This is a genomic window from Kitasatospora sp. NPDC092948 (assembly GCF_044754805.1).
Lineage (GTDB): Bacteria > Actinomycetota > Actinomycetes > Streptomycetales > Streptomycetaceae > Kitasatospora.
In genome coordinates, this window is record NZ_JBIVPU010000007.1 from 334374 (window position 1) to 349943 (window position 15570).

Genomic DNA, 15570 nt, shown 5'->3' on the forward strand with positions numbered 1-15570 from the left:
GCACCCGGACGTTCAGCGCCCGGGCGGGGGCGGCCGGCTGATCAGCAGCAGCAGCGCGTCGTCGCCGAGTCCGCCGCCGGTGTGCTCCAGCAGGTCGCCGTAGAGGCGGGCGACGGCGGTGTCCAGCTCGGTCAGTGAGCGCCAGCCGTCCTTGACCAGCGGCCCGACGCGTTCGGCCAGCGGGTAGAACGCGCCGGAGCGCCGGCCCTTGGCCTCGATCACGCCGTCGGTGCACAGCACCAGGACGTCCTGCGGGCCGAACGGGACGGTGATCGAGCGGGGTGCGCCGGCGGCGAGGTCGCCGAGGCCGAGCGGCAGCCACGGGTCGGCGGCCTCCAGCACCTCGGCGCGGCCGTCGGCGGCGACCCGGATCGGCGGCACGTGGCCGAGGTGCACCAGGTCGACGTGGCCGGCGGCGCGGAACTCGGCGAACAGCGCGGTGGTGAACTCCCCGTCGGCGACGTGCCGGTGCATGCTGGCCTCGATCCGGGTGGCGACGTCCGGCAGCCGCTCCTCGTCGTAGGCGGCCTCGCGGAACGCGCCGAGCACCACGGCGGCGGTCTGCACCGCGCCGAGCCCCTTGCCGCGGACGTCGCCGACCAGCACCCGGGTGCCGTGCGGGGTGTCCAGCACGGAGTACAGGTCTCCGCCGATCCGGGCGGCGTCCGCGGCGGAGACGTAGCGCACGGACAGCCGCAGCGGCCCGACGACCGGGTCGGGCTGGCTCAGCAGCGCCCGTTGGGCGGCCTCCGCGACCGAGCTGACGGCGGCGAAGGCCTCGGCTCGTCGCATCCTCAGGTCGGCGACCCAGGCGCTGAACGCGCTCAGCACGACGTAGCTGATCATCGCGCCGAACAGGAAGCGGCTGTCGGCCGGCGCGGTGACCCGGTCGTAGTAGCGGTTGAGGACGAGCATCACCACCAGGCCGAGCAGGCACACCCCGAGCAGCTCGCGCGGTCTGAGGGTGAGCGCGGCGACGGACGGCACGACGACCATCAGCGGCGCCAGGTAGGTGCTCGGCCCGGCCAGCACGTCGGCCAGCGCCACCAGGCCGATGGCCAGCAGCGAGGGTGCGGCGCGCAGCAGCGGGGGGACGTCCTGCAGGTCGGCGAGCAGCGCGGCCCGGCGCCAGGAGGGCGGCACGTCGCCGCTCCCGGCGGCCACCGAACGATCCCGGCGCCAACTGGGCACGTTTCGAACATATCGGACCTCCGTTCGCCCCGCCCCGCCCCGCGGGACGAGCGCCGCCGGGGTGGTCCGACTGCTCGCAGCGGCAGCTGGGGACGGTCCCGCGGCGCGGCGCCCGGCGGTGCGGGCGGGCGGGATGCGCGGACTAGGCTCGGGGACGGGCCCGGGGAGAAAACCGTCGCCCACCCCTGGACGGAATACCCCTGGGGGGTATGCTGTTGACGTTGGTACAAGCAGCGAGCGTCCGGAGGTCACCATGTCCAGCACCGTCACCTACACCGTCAGCGGCATGAGCTGCGGCCACTGCGAGAAGGCGATCAACGGCGAGGTCTCCGGCCTGCCGGGCGTCACCGCGGTCTCCTCCGACGCCAAGGCCGGCACCGTCACGGTGACCGCCGAATCCCCGCTCAGCGACGAGCAGATCGCCGCCGCCGTGGACGAGGCCGGCTACGAGCTGGTCGGCCAGGCCGCCTGACCCTCCCGCGGGGGCGGTCCGGGCCTCCCGGGCCACCCCCCGCACCGCCGCCGAGAGAGAACGAGCCGATGAGCACCACCACCGATCCCGCCGCCCCGGCCGGGCCCCGGGAGCGCGTCGAACTGGCGATCGGCGGCATGACCTGCGCCTCCTGCGCCGCCCGGATCGAGAAGAAGCTGAACCGGATCGACGGCGTCGAGGCGAGCGTCAACTTCGCGACCGAGAAGGCCCGGGTGGACTTCGGCCCCGGCACCAGCGTCACCGACCTGATCGCCACCGTGGAGCGGACCGGCTACACCGCCGAACTCCCGCCCCCGCCGGAACCCGAACCCGAAGCCCCTTCGCCCGCCCCGGAACGCGACCCGCTGCGCGACCGGCTGCTGATCAGCACCGCGCTGAGCCTCCCGGTGGTGCTGCTCTCGATGGTCCCGGCCCTGCAGTTCGACAACTGGCAGTGGCTGGCCTTCGCCCTCACCGGCCCCGTCGTGGTGTACGGCGGATGGCCGTTCCACCGTGCCGCCTGGACCAACGCCCGGCACGGCGCCGCCACCATGGACACCCTGGTCTCGCTCGGCACCCTGGCGGCCTTCGGCTGGTCCGTGTGGGCCCTGTTCTGGGGCCACGCCGGCATGACCGGCATGCGGCACTCCTTCAGCTTCACCGTCGACCGCACCGGCGCCTCCTCCACCCTGTACCTGGAGACCGCCGCCGCCGTCACCGCCCTGATCCTGCTCGGCCGCTGGCTGGAGGCCCGCTCCAAGCGCCGCGCCGGCGCCGCCCTGCACGCCCTGCTGAACCTCGGCGCGAAGGACGTGGCGGTGCTGCGCGACGGCCGGGAGACCCGCGTCCCGGTCGACCGGCTCGCTGTCGGCGACCGGTTCGTGGTCCGCCCCGGCGAGAAGATCGCCACCGACGGCACGGTGGTCGAGGGCAGCTCCGCGGTGGACGCGTCGATGCTGACCGGCGAATCCGTGCCCGTCGAGGTCGCCGTCGGCGACCCCGTCACCGGCGCCACCGTCAACGCCGGCGGCCGGCTGGTGGTCGAGGCCACCCGGGTCGGTGCGGACACCCGGCTGGCGCGGATGGCGAAGCTGGTCGAGGACGCGCAGAACGGCAAGGCCGCCGCCCAGCGCCTCGCCGACCGGATCTCCGCGGTCTTCGTGCCCGCCGTCATCCTGATCGCCCTCGGCACCCTGGCCGCCTGGCTGCTGGCCTCCGACAGCCCCACCGAGGCCTTCACCGCGGCCGTCGCGGTGCTGATCATCGCCTGCCCCTGCGCCCTGGGCCTGGCCACCCCGACCGCGCTGCTGGTCGGCACCGGCCGCGGCGCCCAGCTGGGCATCCTGATCAAGGGCCCCGAGGTGCTGGAGAACACCCGCAAGGTCGACACCGTCGTCCTCGACAAGACCGGCACCGTGACCACCGGCCGGATGACCCTGACCGCCGTACACACCGCCCCGGGCACCACCGAGGACGAGGCCCTGCGGCTGGCCGGCGCACTGGAGCACGCCTCCGAGCACCCGATCGCCCAGGCCGTGGCCACCGCCGCGCAGGACCGGCTCGGCGAACTGCCCGCCGTCGAAGGCTTCGAGAACGTTCCGGGCCTCGGCGTGCAGGGCGTGGTCGACGGCCACGCGGTGGTCGCCGGACGCGCCGCACTGCTCTCCGGCACGCCCCTGCCGCCCGCCCTCGCCGACGCCAGGGCCGCGGCCGAGCGGGCCGGTCGGACCGCGATCGCGGTCGGCTGGGACGGTGCGGCGCGGGCCGTGCTGGAGGTCGCGGACGCGGTGAAGCCGACCAGCGCGGCAGCGATCGCCGAGCTGCGGGCACTGGGCCTGCGCCCCGTCCTGCTGACCGGTGACAACCGGACGGTCGCGGAGTCGGTGGCGGCCGAGGTCGGCATCCCCGCCGAGGACGTGATCGCCGAAGTGCTGCCGGAGGACAAGGTCGCCACCGTGCGCCGCCTCCAGCAGGAGGGCCGGACGGTCGCGATGGTCGGCGACGGCGTCAACGACGCCGCGGCCCTCGCCCAGGCCGACCTGGGCCTGGCCATCGGCACCGGCACCGACGCCGCCATCGAGGCCGCCGACCTGACCCTGGTGCGCGGCGACCTCCGCTCGGCGGCGGACGCCATCCGGCTGTCCCGCCGGACCCTCGCCACCATCAAGGGCAACCTGTTCTGGGCCTTCGCCTACAACGTCGCCGCCCTGCCGCTGGCCGCCACCGGCCTGCTCAACCCGATGATCGCCGGAGCCGCCATGGCCTTCTCCTCGGTCTTCGTGGTCACCAACAGCCTGCGGCTGCGCAACTTCCGACCGGTCTGACCGTCCGGCGGGCGGGTCAGCGGCCGAGCAGCTCGCCGCCGTTGCAGTGCAGGATCTCGCCGGTGATGAACCCGGCCTCCGCCGACGCGAGGAAGCACACGGCGGCGGCGATCTCCCCGGACTCGCCGATCCGGCCGAGCAGGGTGCGCGCCGAGCGGCGGGCGACCTCCGCCTCGTCCAGGCGCGGCCCGAAGAACTCGGTGCCCGCCACGGTGCCGGGAGCCACGATGTTGGCGGTGATGCCGGACGGGCCGAGCTGGGCCGCCAGGAAGTTGTTCCAGGCGTGCAGCGAGGCCTTCGCCGCCCCGTACGAGCCGGCGCCGCGCAGCGCGGCGATCGACGAGACGGTGACGACCCGGCCGGAGCCGGGGGTGAGCCGGTCGCGGACGGACTCGGTGAGCAGCACGGCGGTGAGCACGTTGCGTTCGAAGTCGCCGCGCCAGCGGGCCAGTACGGCGTGCGGGCCGGCGCCGAACACGGTCTCCCGGCTGCCCGCGTTGTTCACCAGCACGTCGATCCGGGCGGGCAGCGCGGCCAGGGCGGCCTCCACGGCGTCCGGGTCGGCCAGGTCGCAGATCAACGGGGTGACGTTGGGGCCGAGTTCCGCGGCGGCGTGGTCGAGGACCCCGGGGCGGCGCCCGACGATCACCACCCGCTCGCCGGCCTCGGCAAAGCGCCGGGCCACCTCAAAGCCGATGCCGGTGCCTCCACCGGTGACAACAACATTCCTGGCCATGGCGCACTCCCTCCCTGACCGTTCACCGCTCAGCGGATGGCAGGCGGTCCGTACCGGATTGCCACGATTCCTATCACGCTGGGTTGCGGTGTCTGCGGGGTGGGTGACGCCGCGCGCCCACCGTGCGGTGTGATATGCGCTCCGCCGTACGGGTGCGCGGATGCACACGGAGAGTGGAGAGAGGCAACTCACACCCCCCTGGCGTAACTCTGCGCCCCCTGATACGTCTTACCTTTTGTAGAGCGGGGCTCCGGCGGGCCCCGGACGGTCGTCGATTCGTCGACGGCCCTCGCGCACGGCGCCGGGCCGGATCCGGGAGCCCGGGGATTGCTTTGAGCGGCCGTTCCCCACCCGGGGTTCGTCCCGGGCGCCGTGCGCCCCACCACGACAGCAGCACGACCGCAGCGCGAAGGGGCCCGGCCCCGCCTCCCTCATCGGGTGGCAGGGGGCCGGGCCCCTTCGTACGGGTGCGGCTCGCTCAGCGGCCGTCGAGCGGCACGTAGTCGCGGAGCTCGACGCCGGTGTAGATCTGCCGCGGGCGGCCGATCCGGCTGGTCGGGTCCTTGATCATCTCGTGCCACTGGGCGATCCAGCCGGGCAGCCGGCCGAGCGCGAACAGCACGGTGAACATGCTGGTCGGGAAGCCCATCGCGCGGTAGATCAGACCCGTGTAGAAGTCCACGTTCGGGTACAGCTTGCGCGAGACGAAGAAGTCGTCCTGGAGCGCGTGCGCCTCCAGCTTGAGGGCGATGTCCAGCAGCTCGTCGGACTTGCCGAGCTGGGCCAGCACCTCGTGGGCGAGCACCTTGACCTGCGCGGCGCGCGGGTCGAACGCCTTGTAGACGCGGTGGCCGAAGCCCATCAGCTTGACGCCGTCCTCGCGGTTCTTCACCTTGCGGATGAACGCGTCGACGTCGCCGCCGTCCTTCTGGATCTGCTCCAGCATCTCCAGCACGGCCTGGTTGGCACCGCCGTGCAGCGGGCCCCACAGCGCCGAGATGCCCGCCGAGATCGAGGCGAACAGGTTGGCGTGGCTGGAGCCGACCAGGCGCACCGTGGAGGTGGAGCAGTTCTGCTCGTGGTCGGCGTGCAGGATGAACAGCTTGTCCAGGGCGTTGACCACGACCGGGTTCAGCTCGTAGTCCTCGGCCGGGACGGCGAAGGTCATCCGCAGGAAGTTCTCGACGTAGCCGAGGTCGTTGCGCGGGTAGACGAAGGGCTGGCCCACCGCCTTCTTGTACGCGTACGCCGCGATCGTCGGCAGCTTCGCCAGCAGGCGCACCGTCGACAGGTGGCGCTGGTCCGCGTCGAACGGGTTGTGGCTCTCCGGGTAGAAGGTGGAGAGCGCGCCGACCACCGAGGACAGCATCGCCATCGGGTGGGCGTCCCGCGGGAAGCCCTGGAAGAAGCGCTTGACGTCCTCGTGCAGCAGGGTGTGCTGGGTGATCTCGTTGCGGAACGCCGCCAGCTCGCCCTCGTTCGGCAGCTCGCCGTTGATCAGCAGGTAGGCGGTCTCGATGAAGTTGGCCTCGCCGGCCAGCTGCTCGATCGGGTAGCCGCGGTAACGCAGGATGCCGGCGTCACCGTCAATGAAGGTGATCGCTGACTTGTTGGCGGCGGTGTTGCCGAAACCGTTGTCCAGGGTGACCAGGCCGGTCTGCGGAAGCAGCTTCGAGATGTCGAAGCCGGCGTTGCCCGCAGTGCTCTCGACGACGGGGTACTCGTACTCGCCGTCCTGGTACCGCAGTACTACCGATTTGTCGCTCACGTCTTCCTCACCGACGAAATTTGATCCTCATCCGACTGCCCTGACTGTCTCAACGATCCCCCACCCGAAGGACGGCCGCGCACCGGGGGTGACCCCGGAAAGGACCAGGGCCTACAAACTCTGCTGCCGCAGCCGGTGCGAACCGGACAAGATCGGCACCAGACCAGGTTCCGCCCTAAATCTCTTCACGTCAAGACAACCTCTGGACGTACCGTACCCCCTGACCCATGCCCCGCAGCCAATCTGTGGTCCAGCGCGGAGTGCCGCCGCCCCGCACTCACCGTCCGCACCGCCTGCCCGATCGCCTTCCGGGACCCCACCAGCACCACCAGCCGTTTTGCCCGCGTCACCGCGGTGTACAGCAGGTTGCGCTGCAGCATCGTCCACGCCGACGTCGTGACGGGAATCACCACCGCCGGGTACTCGCTGCCCTGCGAACGGTGGATCGTCACCGCGTACGCGTGCGCCAACTCGTCCAGCTCGTCGAAGTCGTAGCCCACCTCCTCGTCCTCGTCGGTCATCACCGTCAGTCGCTGGTCGTCCACACTGAGCGAGGTCACGACGCCCACTGTGCCGTTGAAAACGCCGCTGCGCCCCTTCTCGTAGTTGTTCCGGATCTGCGTCACCTTGTCGCCGACCCGGAACGTCCGCCCGCCGAACCGCCGTTCGGGCAGGCCCTCGCGGGCCGGCGTGACCGCCGACTGGAGCAGCGTGTTCAGCGCGCCCGCACCCGCCGGGCCGCGGTGCATCGGCGCCAGCACCTGGACGTCGCGCCGCGGGTCCAGCCCGAAACGCTGCGGGATGCGGCGGGCCACCACGTCCACCGTCAGGCCGGCCGCGCGCTCCGCGTCGTCCTCCACGAACAGGAAGAAGTCCGGCAGGCCGTCGGTCAGCGGCGGCAGGCCCTCGTTGATCCGGTGCGCGTTCACCACCACGCCCGACTGCTGGGCCTGCCGGAAGATCCGGGTCAGCCGCACCGACGGGATCGGGCTGCCCGCCGACAGCAGATCGCGCAGCACCTCGCCCGCACCCACCGACGGCAGCTGGTCCACGTCCCCCACGAACAGCAGGTGCGCGCCCGGCGCGACCGCCTTGACCAGCTTGTTCGCCAGGATCAGGTCCAGCATCGACGCCTCGTCCACCACCACCAGGTCCGCGTCCAACGGCCGGTCCCGGTCGTACGCGGCGTCGCCGCCCGGCTTCAGCTCCAGCAGCCGGTGCACCGTGGACGCCTCCGCGCCGGTCAGCTCCGCCAGCCGCTTCGCCGCCCGCCCGGTCGGCGCCGCCAGCACCACCTTCGCGCGCTTCGCCAGCGCCAGCTGCACGATCGACTTCACCGTGAACGACTTGCCGCAGCCCGGGCCGCCCGTCAGCACCGCGACCTTCTCGGTCAGCGCGAGGCGCACCGACTGCTCCTGCTCCGGGGCGAGTTCGGCGCCCGTCCGCTTCGCCAGCCAGCCCAGCGCGGCCGGCCAGTCCACCCCGCGGAACCACGGCATCCGGTCCTCGCCCGTGCGCAGCAGCCGCAGCAGCTGGCCCGCCAACGAGATCTCCGCCCGGTGGAACGGCACCAGGTACACCGCCGTGATCTCCTGCCCGTCCCCGCCCGGCAGCCGCTCGCGCACCACGCCCTCCGCCGCGACCAGCTCCGCCAGGCAGTCGATCACCAGCCCGACGTCCACCTGCAGCAGCTTCACGCCGTCCGCGATCAGCCGCTCCTCCGGCAGGTAGCAGTGCCCCTGGTCGGTGGACTGCGACAGCGCGTACTGCAGGCCCGCCTTCACCCGCTCCGGCGAGTCGTGCGGAATCCCCACCGCCTGCGCGATCCGGTCCGCCGTCAGGAACCCGATGCCCCACACGTCCGACGCCAGGCGGTACGGCTGGTTCTTCACCACCCCGATCGACGCGTCCGCGTACTGCTTGTAGATCCGCACCGCCAGCGACGTCGACACGCCGACGCTCTGCAGGAAGACCATCACCTCCTTGATGGACTTCTGCTCCTCCCACGCCTTGGCGATCATCTTCGTCCGCTTCGGCCCCAGCCCCGGCACCTCGATCAGGCGCTTCGGCTCGTTCTCGATCACCTCCAGGGTCTCCACCCCGAACCGCTCCACGATCCGCTCCGCGAACCGCGGCCCGATGCCCTTGATCAACCCCGAGCCCAGATACCGCTGAATGCCCTGCACGGTCGCCGGCAGCACCGTCGTGTAGTTCTCCACCGTGAACTGTCGCCCGTACTGCGGATGCGACCCCCACCGCCCGAACAGCCGCAGGCTCTCCCCCACCTGCGCCCCGAGCAGCGCCCCCACCACCGTCAGCAGGTCGTTCGCCCCGCGCCCGGTGTCCACCCGCGCAACCGTGTACCCCGTCTCCTCATTGGCGTACGTGATCCGCTCCAGGACCCCCTCCACCTGCGCCAGCTGCAACGGACACCTCGCACACAATCAGGACACATCGCGTCGACGAACCTACCGTGGCCCACCGACAGTCCGAACCCGCGGGTCAGTACGGCGGGGCCGTACGCCGACGGCGCACGACCCCGTTGCCCGGTCCGGCGGACCGGCTACTGCGCTCCTTCTCCCAGACGCAGCACCTGCGGCACCCGCCGACGCCCCGTGACCCCCTCCAGCGCCGCCGCGCACGGCACCAGGACGAGCAGCCCCAGCGCGGCCAGCGCAATGCTCGCCCAGTCCGGGGCGAACGCCGGCGCCCCCGGCCCGGAGGTGAACGCGCGCAGTTCCAGGGCCGGGCCGAGCAGCCACGGCAGGCCCAGGCCGAGCAGCGTGCCGCCGATCACCGCGGCCGCCATCACCGGCAGCAGCTGGACCAGTTGGACGCCGGCCGCGGCCCGCGCGCCCAGGCCCAGCGTCCGCAGGTACGCCAGCATCCGGCCGCGCTCCGCGGAGCCGAGGAGCAGTTCCAGGACGACCGCCGCCAGCCCGAGCAGCAGACCGATCGCGGCCGCCACCCGGAACGCCAACTCCAGGGCGGACACCAGCCCGTCGTCCGCCCACTGGTTCAACTGGCCCGGCAGGTCCCGGACTTCCACGGGAGCGCCGCGCCGGATCGCGCCGCCCGCAGAGCCCCCGCCACCCGCGCCGCCGGTCGCCGCCGAGGCCGCCACCACGGCCCGCAGCCGGGTCCCGTCGATCCGCTGCGCGCCGGCCACCGACCCGGCGCGGCCGGGCTCGGCGAACAGCACCGCCGCGTTGCGCTGCCCGGTCTGCCCGGGCAGGCGCTCCGCGGCGGGCCCGCCGAACACCAGCAGCGGGCCGCCGGAGACGTCGCCGACCACCGGGCCGATCGCCCGGTCCCGCTCCGCCCCCGCGGGCAGCACGCCGACGATCCGGATCCGGATCCGGCTCGCCCCCGTGTCCGCGTCGAACGACCCGTCGGGGTACCGCGCCGCGGTCTTCGCGTCGGCCAGCGCGGGCAGTTCCGCGCCCGCGGCGAGCGGCGCGGACAGACCCGCCGCGTCCAGTGCCGCCGCCACCCGCGAGCCCGGCTCGAACCTCGCCAGCGCCGCCTGGTCCACCCCGACCAGTCCCACGCCCCTCACCACCGAGCCGTCCTCGTCGGCGGTCAGCGCGGCCACCCCGCCACGCACCGACAGCACCCCGCCGACGCCCGGAACCTTCGCCAACTCCTCAAGAGGCAAATGGCGTTGGGACGGACCGAGAACCACCGCGTCGCCGCCGGTGCGCCACTGCGCGGCCTCCACCCGGCCGTGCCGCACCGTCCCCGACACCAGGGCGCCGAACACCGCGCAGCCCAGCGCGGGCACCAGCACCAGCAGCGCCGTCGCCGCCGCCGCGGACCGCCGCCCCGCCTGCGACAGGCCGACCAGCGCCACCGTGCCGCGCCGCCTCCGCGCCCACCCGGTCAGCACCCGCAGCGGCACCGGGTACACCCGCAGCACCACGACCACCGCCGCCAGGCCCAACACCACCGGCACCAGCGCCAGTTGCAGATCCGGCTCGACCGCCCCCGGCGGCGTCGCGCCGCGCAGCCGCAACTGCAGCACACCGGCCGCCGCCAGCACCAGCACCGCGCCCTCCACCACCAGCCGCGCCGACAGGCCCAACGCCCGCTTCGCACCCCGTCGTTGAACCGGCTCACGGCCCGCCCGGCGCGACGCCCGGCCCTGCCACCACACCGCCACCGCGGGCGCGCCCGCCACCAGCACGGCCGCCGTCAGCGCCGGCCACCAGCCACCGAGCGGCCGGCCTCCCGCCAGCGCGCCGGACACCGCCCAACCCGCCAACACCCCCAGCACGACCGCAGGGACGGCCTCCAGCAGCCGCACCGCCGCCAGGGCGACCTCACCCGCCCCGCGCGCCCGCTGGAGCGCCAGCGCCCCCTCACGGCGCCGCGCCCCCAGCCGGGCCGCCGCCACCGCCGTGGACACCCCGATCGCCAACAGCCCCGCCAGCGCGAACGACTGCAACGACACCGTCCGCGCCCGCTGCCGCGCGAACCCGTCCACCAGCACCGACAGCCGCTCCTGCAGCTGCGGCGGCGCCACCGTCCGCACCCCCGCCGGACACGCCAGCGAGTCCACCACCACCTCGCCGCACACCCGAGTCACCGCCGAACGGGTGAACTCCCGCGCACCGGCCGACAGTTCACGTACCCCGGCAGTCGTTCCGCCGGTCCCCCAGGGCTGCTCCGCCGCCCCGAACACCCAGACCGCCGACAGCGACAGCGCCCCGCGCGCCTCCATCGCCTCCAGCGCCGCCGGCGCCACCATCGCCTGCCCGTACCGGACGTACCCGTTCGGCACCGCCGCGTCCATCGGCTCGTTCAGCAACGGCAGTTCACGCCACAGGTCGTCCGAACCGTCGAGCGGCTCGAACTCGCCGACCACCACCGCCTCGGTGAACGCCGTCCGCCCGCCGAGCGTCACCCGCTGCCCGATCCGCAGACCGAACTTCTCCAACCCCCGGCGCGACATCCCGAGTTCGACCGGCGCCTGCTCCGGCCCGTCCGGCTGCGCCGGCGCCCGGCCCGCCACCCAGCGCACCCGGTCCGCCGCGTCCTGCGCGTACGCCAACGACACCGACCCGGGACTGCCGTTCGGCCAGGGGACGCCCTCGCCCTTCAGATCCATGCCGTCGCTCTGCGCCCAGCCCGACACCCGCACCAGGGTGTGCGCCAACTCGCCCGACGCACCCTGCCGCATCCCCTCCCCGACCCGGGTCAGGTCACTGTCCAAGGTGCCGAACTGCGGCGCCGTGGACTGCCCGGAGAAGTTCCGCGGCGCGTTCAGCTCCGCCCGCGCCACCACCAGCGGCCCGTCCACCTGCCCCGCCGCCAGCCGGCGGCCCAACTCCTTCGTCGCCAGACCGTCGAACACCGGCGGCCACAGCAGCGACGCCACCGTCAGCACCACCGACAACACCGCCAGCACCACCAGCACCGGCCACCCCGTCCGGGCCTCCCGCAGCGCCGGACGCCACCCGCCGAACCCGCCGAGCCCGCTCATCCGTTCTCCCCCGCCCGCAGCTCACGCGCCAGATCGACCCGCGCCAACATCCGCGACAACACCAGCACCACCGTGCCGACCCCCAGGCCGGTCGCCAGCACCACCGCCGCCGTCCAACCCCAACCCACCGTCAGCACCACCGACGGGAACACCGCCCGGCCACCGCCGTCGACCACGATCAGCGGCAGCACCACCGCCGCCAACGCCACCCCCAGAGCCCCGCCCAGCAGCACCGAGAAACCCACCACCGCCAACTGCTCCAGCCGCAGCACCCCGGCCAACTGCCGCCGCCGCACCCCGAGCGCCCGCAGCACCGCGAACTCCCGCCGCCGCGACCGCGCCGAACCCACCGCGTGCACCGTGAACCCGGCCACCGCGAAGACCGGCGACAACACCAACGACAGCACCAGCGCACTGCGTCGCCCCGACCGGAACGGATCCGCCGCCGACGCCGCAGCCCGCGACCGGACGCTCTCCACCCGGCCCAACCGCGGATCCGCCGCGATCGCCCGCTCCGCCAGCTCCGAGCCCGCCTTCGACTGCGCCGCCAACCACCACGTCGGGTCCGTCACCGGCGGCAGCCCCAGCCCCGACCGGGCCGCCGACAGCGCCGACAGATCCACCAGCACCTGCGGCTGCTCACGGTCACCCCCGCCCGGGAGCTCCGGCAGCACCCCGACGATCCGCAGCCCGAACAGGTCCTCCGGACCGTTCGCCAACCGCACCTCGCCACCCGTGCCGGGCCGGACCTTCCGCACGAACGCCTCGTTCACCAACGCCGGCACCCAGTACCCCGCCGCCGGCATCCCCTGCACCCGCTTCGGCGTCCCCGCCGGCAACAGGCCGAACACCACCCCGTCCACGCCGTCGCTCCACGACGGATCCGCCCCGCGCACCACCGCCGACAGCAGCGCGCCGTCCACCGCCGACACCTCGCACACCCCCGCGTCCTTGCGCTGCGACCTCGGGTCCTCGCCCGGCACACCCGGACAGCCCAGGCCCCGCACCGCGACCTCCCCGCGCGTCACGTTCGCCCAACGCGTACCGGACGGCACACTCGCCCCCTCGATGCCCGACACCGTCAGCCGGAACGTCGCCCGCGGAAAGCCCCGCGGCGTACTCCGCAACCCCAACTGCGTCACCTGGAGCGGATAGTTCAACGTCCCCGACGCCAACGGCAGCGACACCGTCCGCGCCACCCCGTCCGCCGTCAGCTCCGCCTGCACCTGCGTCACCAGGCCGCTCGCATCCTCCACCTGCGCCACCAGCCACACCGGACCCACCCGGTCCGCCGCCGCCACCGACACCTGCACCTTCAGCTCCGACGGACGCCCCTCCAGCGGCATCCCGTGCACCGGCACGTCCTTCCGCAACAGCGCCAACTGCGCCTCCAGCGACCCCCGTTCAAGATCCGACCGGACCGCCGGCACAGCATGCGTCCACGACCCCGACGCCATCCGCTCCGAGGTCGCCAGCGGCCGCACCGTCGCCGCGTCCACCGCCAGCACCGACACCTGCGCCCCCTGCACCTGGCCGTCCACCCGGCCCACCGGCGTCACCGCCGACACCCCCGGCAGCGCCGACAACGCCCCCTGCTGCGCCCCCGGCGGCAACTCGCCGCCGGACACCCGCAGATCCGCGCCCAGATCGAACGCCGCCCGATCCCGATCGCTCGGCCCCTCACCCGCGATCGCCGTCGTCGTCAACGCCCCCACCGCCAACGCCAACGCCATCAACAGCACCGGCGCCGCCTGACCGGCCCGGCCCCGGCTCACCTGCCACCCACTGAGCGGAGCCACCAGACCCCGCCCCCGCCGCGCCAACGACTCCAACACCCGGCCCAACGGCGGCAACAACCGCAGCAGCAACAACGCCGCCGCCACCGTCATCACCACCGGCGCCGCCACCAGCACCGGATCGAACCCCACCGCACTCGACGCCGGACTCAACAGCCCCTCGTACTGCCGAAGTTGCAGGTACGCCAGGACCGCCACCGCCGCCAGCACCAGGTCCGCCCCGGCCCGCTGCGCCACCGCCCGCCGGGCACCGCGCGACGGCGCCTCCCGCTCACCGCCGTCCGCGGTCCACAGCACCGGCAGCAGCGCCGCACACCCGTGCAGCGCCAGCGCGACCCCGGCCACCGCCCACGCCGCCGCACCCGACGCCTCCGCGGCCGCACCGTCCACCGGCAGCCCCAGCCGCTCCAGCAGCCGCAGCAGCGGCCCCGCCGCCCACACCCCCAGCACCGCCGCCGGCACCGTGCACAGCGCCCACTCCACCGCCGCGGCCCCCAGCAGCCGGGCCCGCCCCGCACCGCGCGCCAGCTGCAACAGCAGCTCCGCCCGCCTGAAATCGGTGAGTTGACGAGCCGTCAGCACCATCGTCACCGCCGACAGCACCGCCAGCATCGTCACCGGCACCAGCATCCCCGACCGCGCCACCATCATCGGCGACTGCAGATCGTTCAACGCCGTCGACAGATCGCTCGACGCCCGCAGCCCCGGCAGCGACGCCTGCGCGCCCCGGAACACCGCCCGGTTCACATCACCGCCGGTCAGCCGCTCCACCCGGTCCCGCAGCAGCCCCAGCCCCTCCGGCCGCAGCTGCCCCGGATCCGGCACCGCCGTCCACTGCACGTCCACCTGGTCGTGCAGCAGCGGGTGCGTCCGCAGCAACTCCTGTGACGCCAGCAGGAGTTTGGCCGACGTGTCCACCGACGACGACACCCGCCAGGCCCGCCACTGCGGCGCCGCCCCCGGCAGCTCCCGGTACACCCCGCTCACCGTCACCGACAGGGTCTCGCCCGCCGACAACGCCAGCGGCAGCTTCGCCCCCGGCGACACCCCCAGCCAACGCGCCGCCGCCTCCGACACCGCCACCTGGTCCAGCCCCGTCGGCCAGGCCCCCTGCGCCAACTCCGCCACCCGCTGGGGCTCCGCCACCGCCAACGGCGCCACGGCCAGCCCCAGCGGCGACGCCTCCGCCCCCGCCATCGTCGGCAACGGCACCCGCATCACCATCGACCCGTGCAACGCCTCGTCGATCTCCGCCGGCATCCCCGGCAACGCCCGGTGCAACGCCGCCCGCACCGGCGCATCCGCCGCCGTGTCCCCGCCCTCGACGTACCGCCCCGACAACGAGACCGAGACCCGCGGATCCGCCGCCAACCGGTGCCGCATCCCCTGCGTCACCGAACTCCCCGTCAGCGCCGTCAGCGCGGTCAGCACCGCCACCGCCACCAGCACCGTCACAGCCGCCGCACCCAGCACCACCCCGTGCTGCCCCGCCCGCCGAACCCCCGCCGGCGAGCCCCACCCGTCCGCTCCCATGTCCCCCGAAGCCCCCCGTCCACCGATGGTCTGGACCAATCTCGATGCCGGGCAGTCTGCCGCCAACCTCACGCCCAGACAACAACCCCCCGATCACAGACCGGACTCATTCCATCGCCCCGGGAACGCGAAAAAGCCCCCCGCCGAAAGGCGGGGGGCTTCTCCTGAATAATTGTTCGGCGGCGTCCTACTCTCCCACAGGGTCCCCCCTGCAGTACCATCGGCGCTGTGAGGCTTAGCTTCCGGGTTCGGAATGTAACCGGGC

General features: G+C 73.8%; 8 protein-coding genes and 1 rRNA gene. 2 read left to right on the forward strand and 7 right to left on the reverse strand.

The genetic code is table 11. The features are described from left to right. Positions 1-12 precede the first annotated feature (12 nt). Complete coding sequence (locus ACIQF6_RS22880; RefSeq protein ID WP_400897800.1) at positions 13-1164, reverse strand: PP2C family protein-serine/threonine phosphatase; 1152 nt, start codon at positions 1162-1164, stop codon at positions 13-15. A 280-nt stretch (positions 1165-1444) separates the two neighbouring features. Between ACIQF6_RS22880 and ACIQF6_RS22885 the strand changes: the two genes are divergently transcribed. Both ACIQF6_RS22885 and ACIQF6_RS22890 read left to right on the forward strand, forming a co-directional pair. After that, the gene (locus tag ACIQF6_RS22885; protein WP_400897802.1) at positions 1445-1663 is read left to right on the forward strand and encodes a heavy-metal-associated domain-containing protein; all 219 of its coding nucleotides are present in this window, start codon (positions 1445-1447) and stop codon (positions 1661-1663) included. A 68-nt stretch (positions 1664-1731) separates the two neighbouring features. Further along, positions 1732-3987 carry a heavy metal translocating P-type ATPase gene (locus ACIQF6_RS22890; protein ID WP_400897804.1) on the forward strand — a complete coding sequence of 752 codons (2256 nt, stop codon included), beginning with the start codon at positions 1732-1734 and terminating at the stop codon, positions 3985-3987. A gap of 16 nt (positions 3988-4003) precedes the next feature. Here ACIQF6_RS22890 and ACIQF6_RS22895 read toward each other — a convergent pair whose 3' ends face one another. The 6 genes from ACIQF6_RS22895 to rrf all read right to left on the reverse strand — a co-directional run. After that, on the reverse strand, positions 4004-4723 hold the full coding sequence (locus ACIQF6_RS22895; protein WP_400897806.1) for an SDR family NAD(P)-dependent oxidoreductase: 720 nt from the start codon (positions 4721-4723) through the stop codon (positions 4004-4006). 478 nt (positions 4724-5201) lie between these two features. Further along, complete coding sequence (locus ACIQF6_RS22900) at positions 5202-6491, reverse strand: citrate synthase (protein WP_400897808.1); 1290 nt, start codon at positions 6489-6491, stop codon at positions 5202-5204. A gap of 185 nt (positions 6492-6676) precedes the next feature. Next, positions 6677-8917: an ATP-dependent RecD-like DNA helicase gene (locus ACIQF6_RS22905; protein WP_400897810.1), complete on the reverse strand. Its 2241-nt coding sequence runs from the start codon at positions 8915-8917 to the stop codon at positions 6677-6679. A 137-nt stretch (positions 8918-9054) separates the two neighbouring features. Beyond that, complete coding sequence (locus ACIQF6_RS22910; RefSeq protein WP_400897812.1) at positions 9055-11976, reverse strand: hypothetical protein; 2922 nt, start codon at positions 11974-11976, stop codon at positions 9055-9057. Then, complete coding sequence (locus tag ACIQF6_RS22915; RefSeq protein ID WP_400897814.1) at positions 11973-15305, reverse strand: FtsX-like permease family protein; 3333 nt, start codon at positions 15303-15305, stop codon at positions 11973-11975. The genes ACIQF6_RS22910 and ACIQF6_RS22915 overlap by 4 nt, the downstream gene beginning before the upstream one ends. A gap of 174 nt (positions 15306-15479) precedes the next feature. Next, positions 15480-15570: ribosomal RNA gene (rrf, locus tag ACIQF6_RS22920) — 5S ribosomal RNA — on the reverse strand; the annotation flags it as partial.

What these genes read in the sequence shown, in the direction of transcription:
- ACIQF6_RS22885 (WP_400897802.1), top strand. Translation starts at nt 1,445, where the DNA reads ATGTCCAGCACCGTCACCTACACCGTCAGCGGCATGAGCTGCGGCCAC.
- ACIQF6_RS22890 (WP_400897804.1), top strand. Translation starts at nt 1,732, where the DNA reads ATGAGCACCACCACCGATCCCGCCGCCCCGGCCGGGCCCCGGGAGCGC.
- ACIQF6_RS22895 (WP_400897806.1), bottom strand. Translation starts at nt 4,723, where the DNA reads ATGGCCAGGAATGTTGTTGTCACCGGTGGAGGCACCGGCATCGGCTTT.
- ACIQF6_RS22910 (WP_400897812.1), bottom strand. Translation starts at nt 11,976, where the DNA reads ATGAGCGGGCTCGGCGGGTTCGGCGGGTGGCGTCCGGCGCTGCGGGAG.
- ACIQF6_RS22915 (WP_400897814.1), bottom strand. Translation starts at nt 15,305, where the DNA reads ATGGGAGCGGACGGGTGGGGCTCGCCGGCGGGGGTTCGGCGGGCGGGG.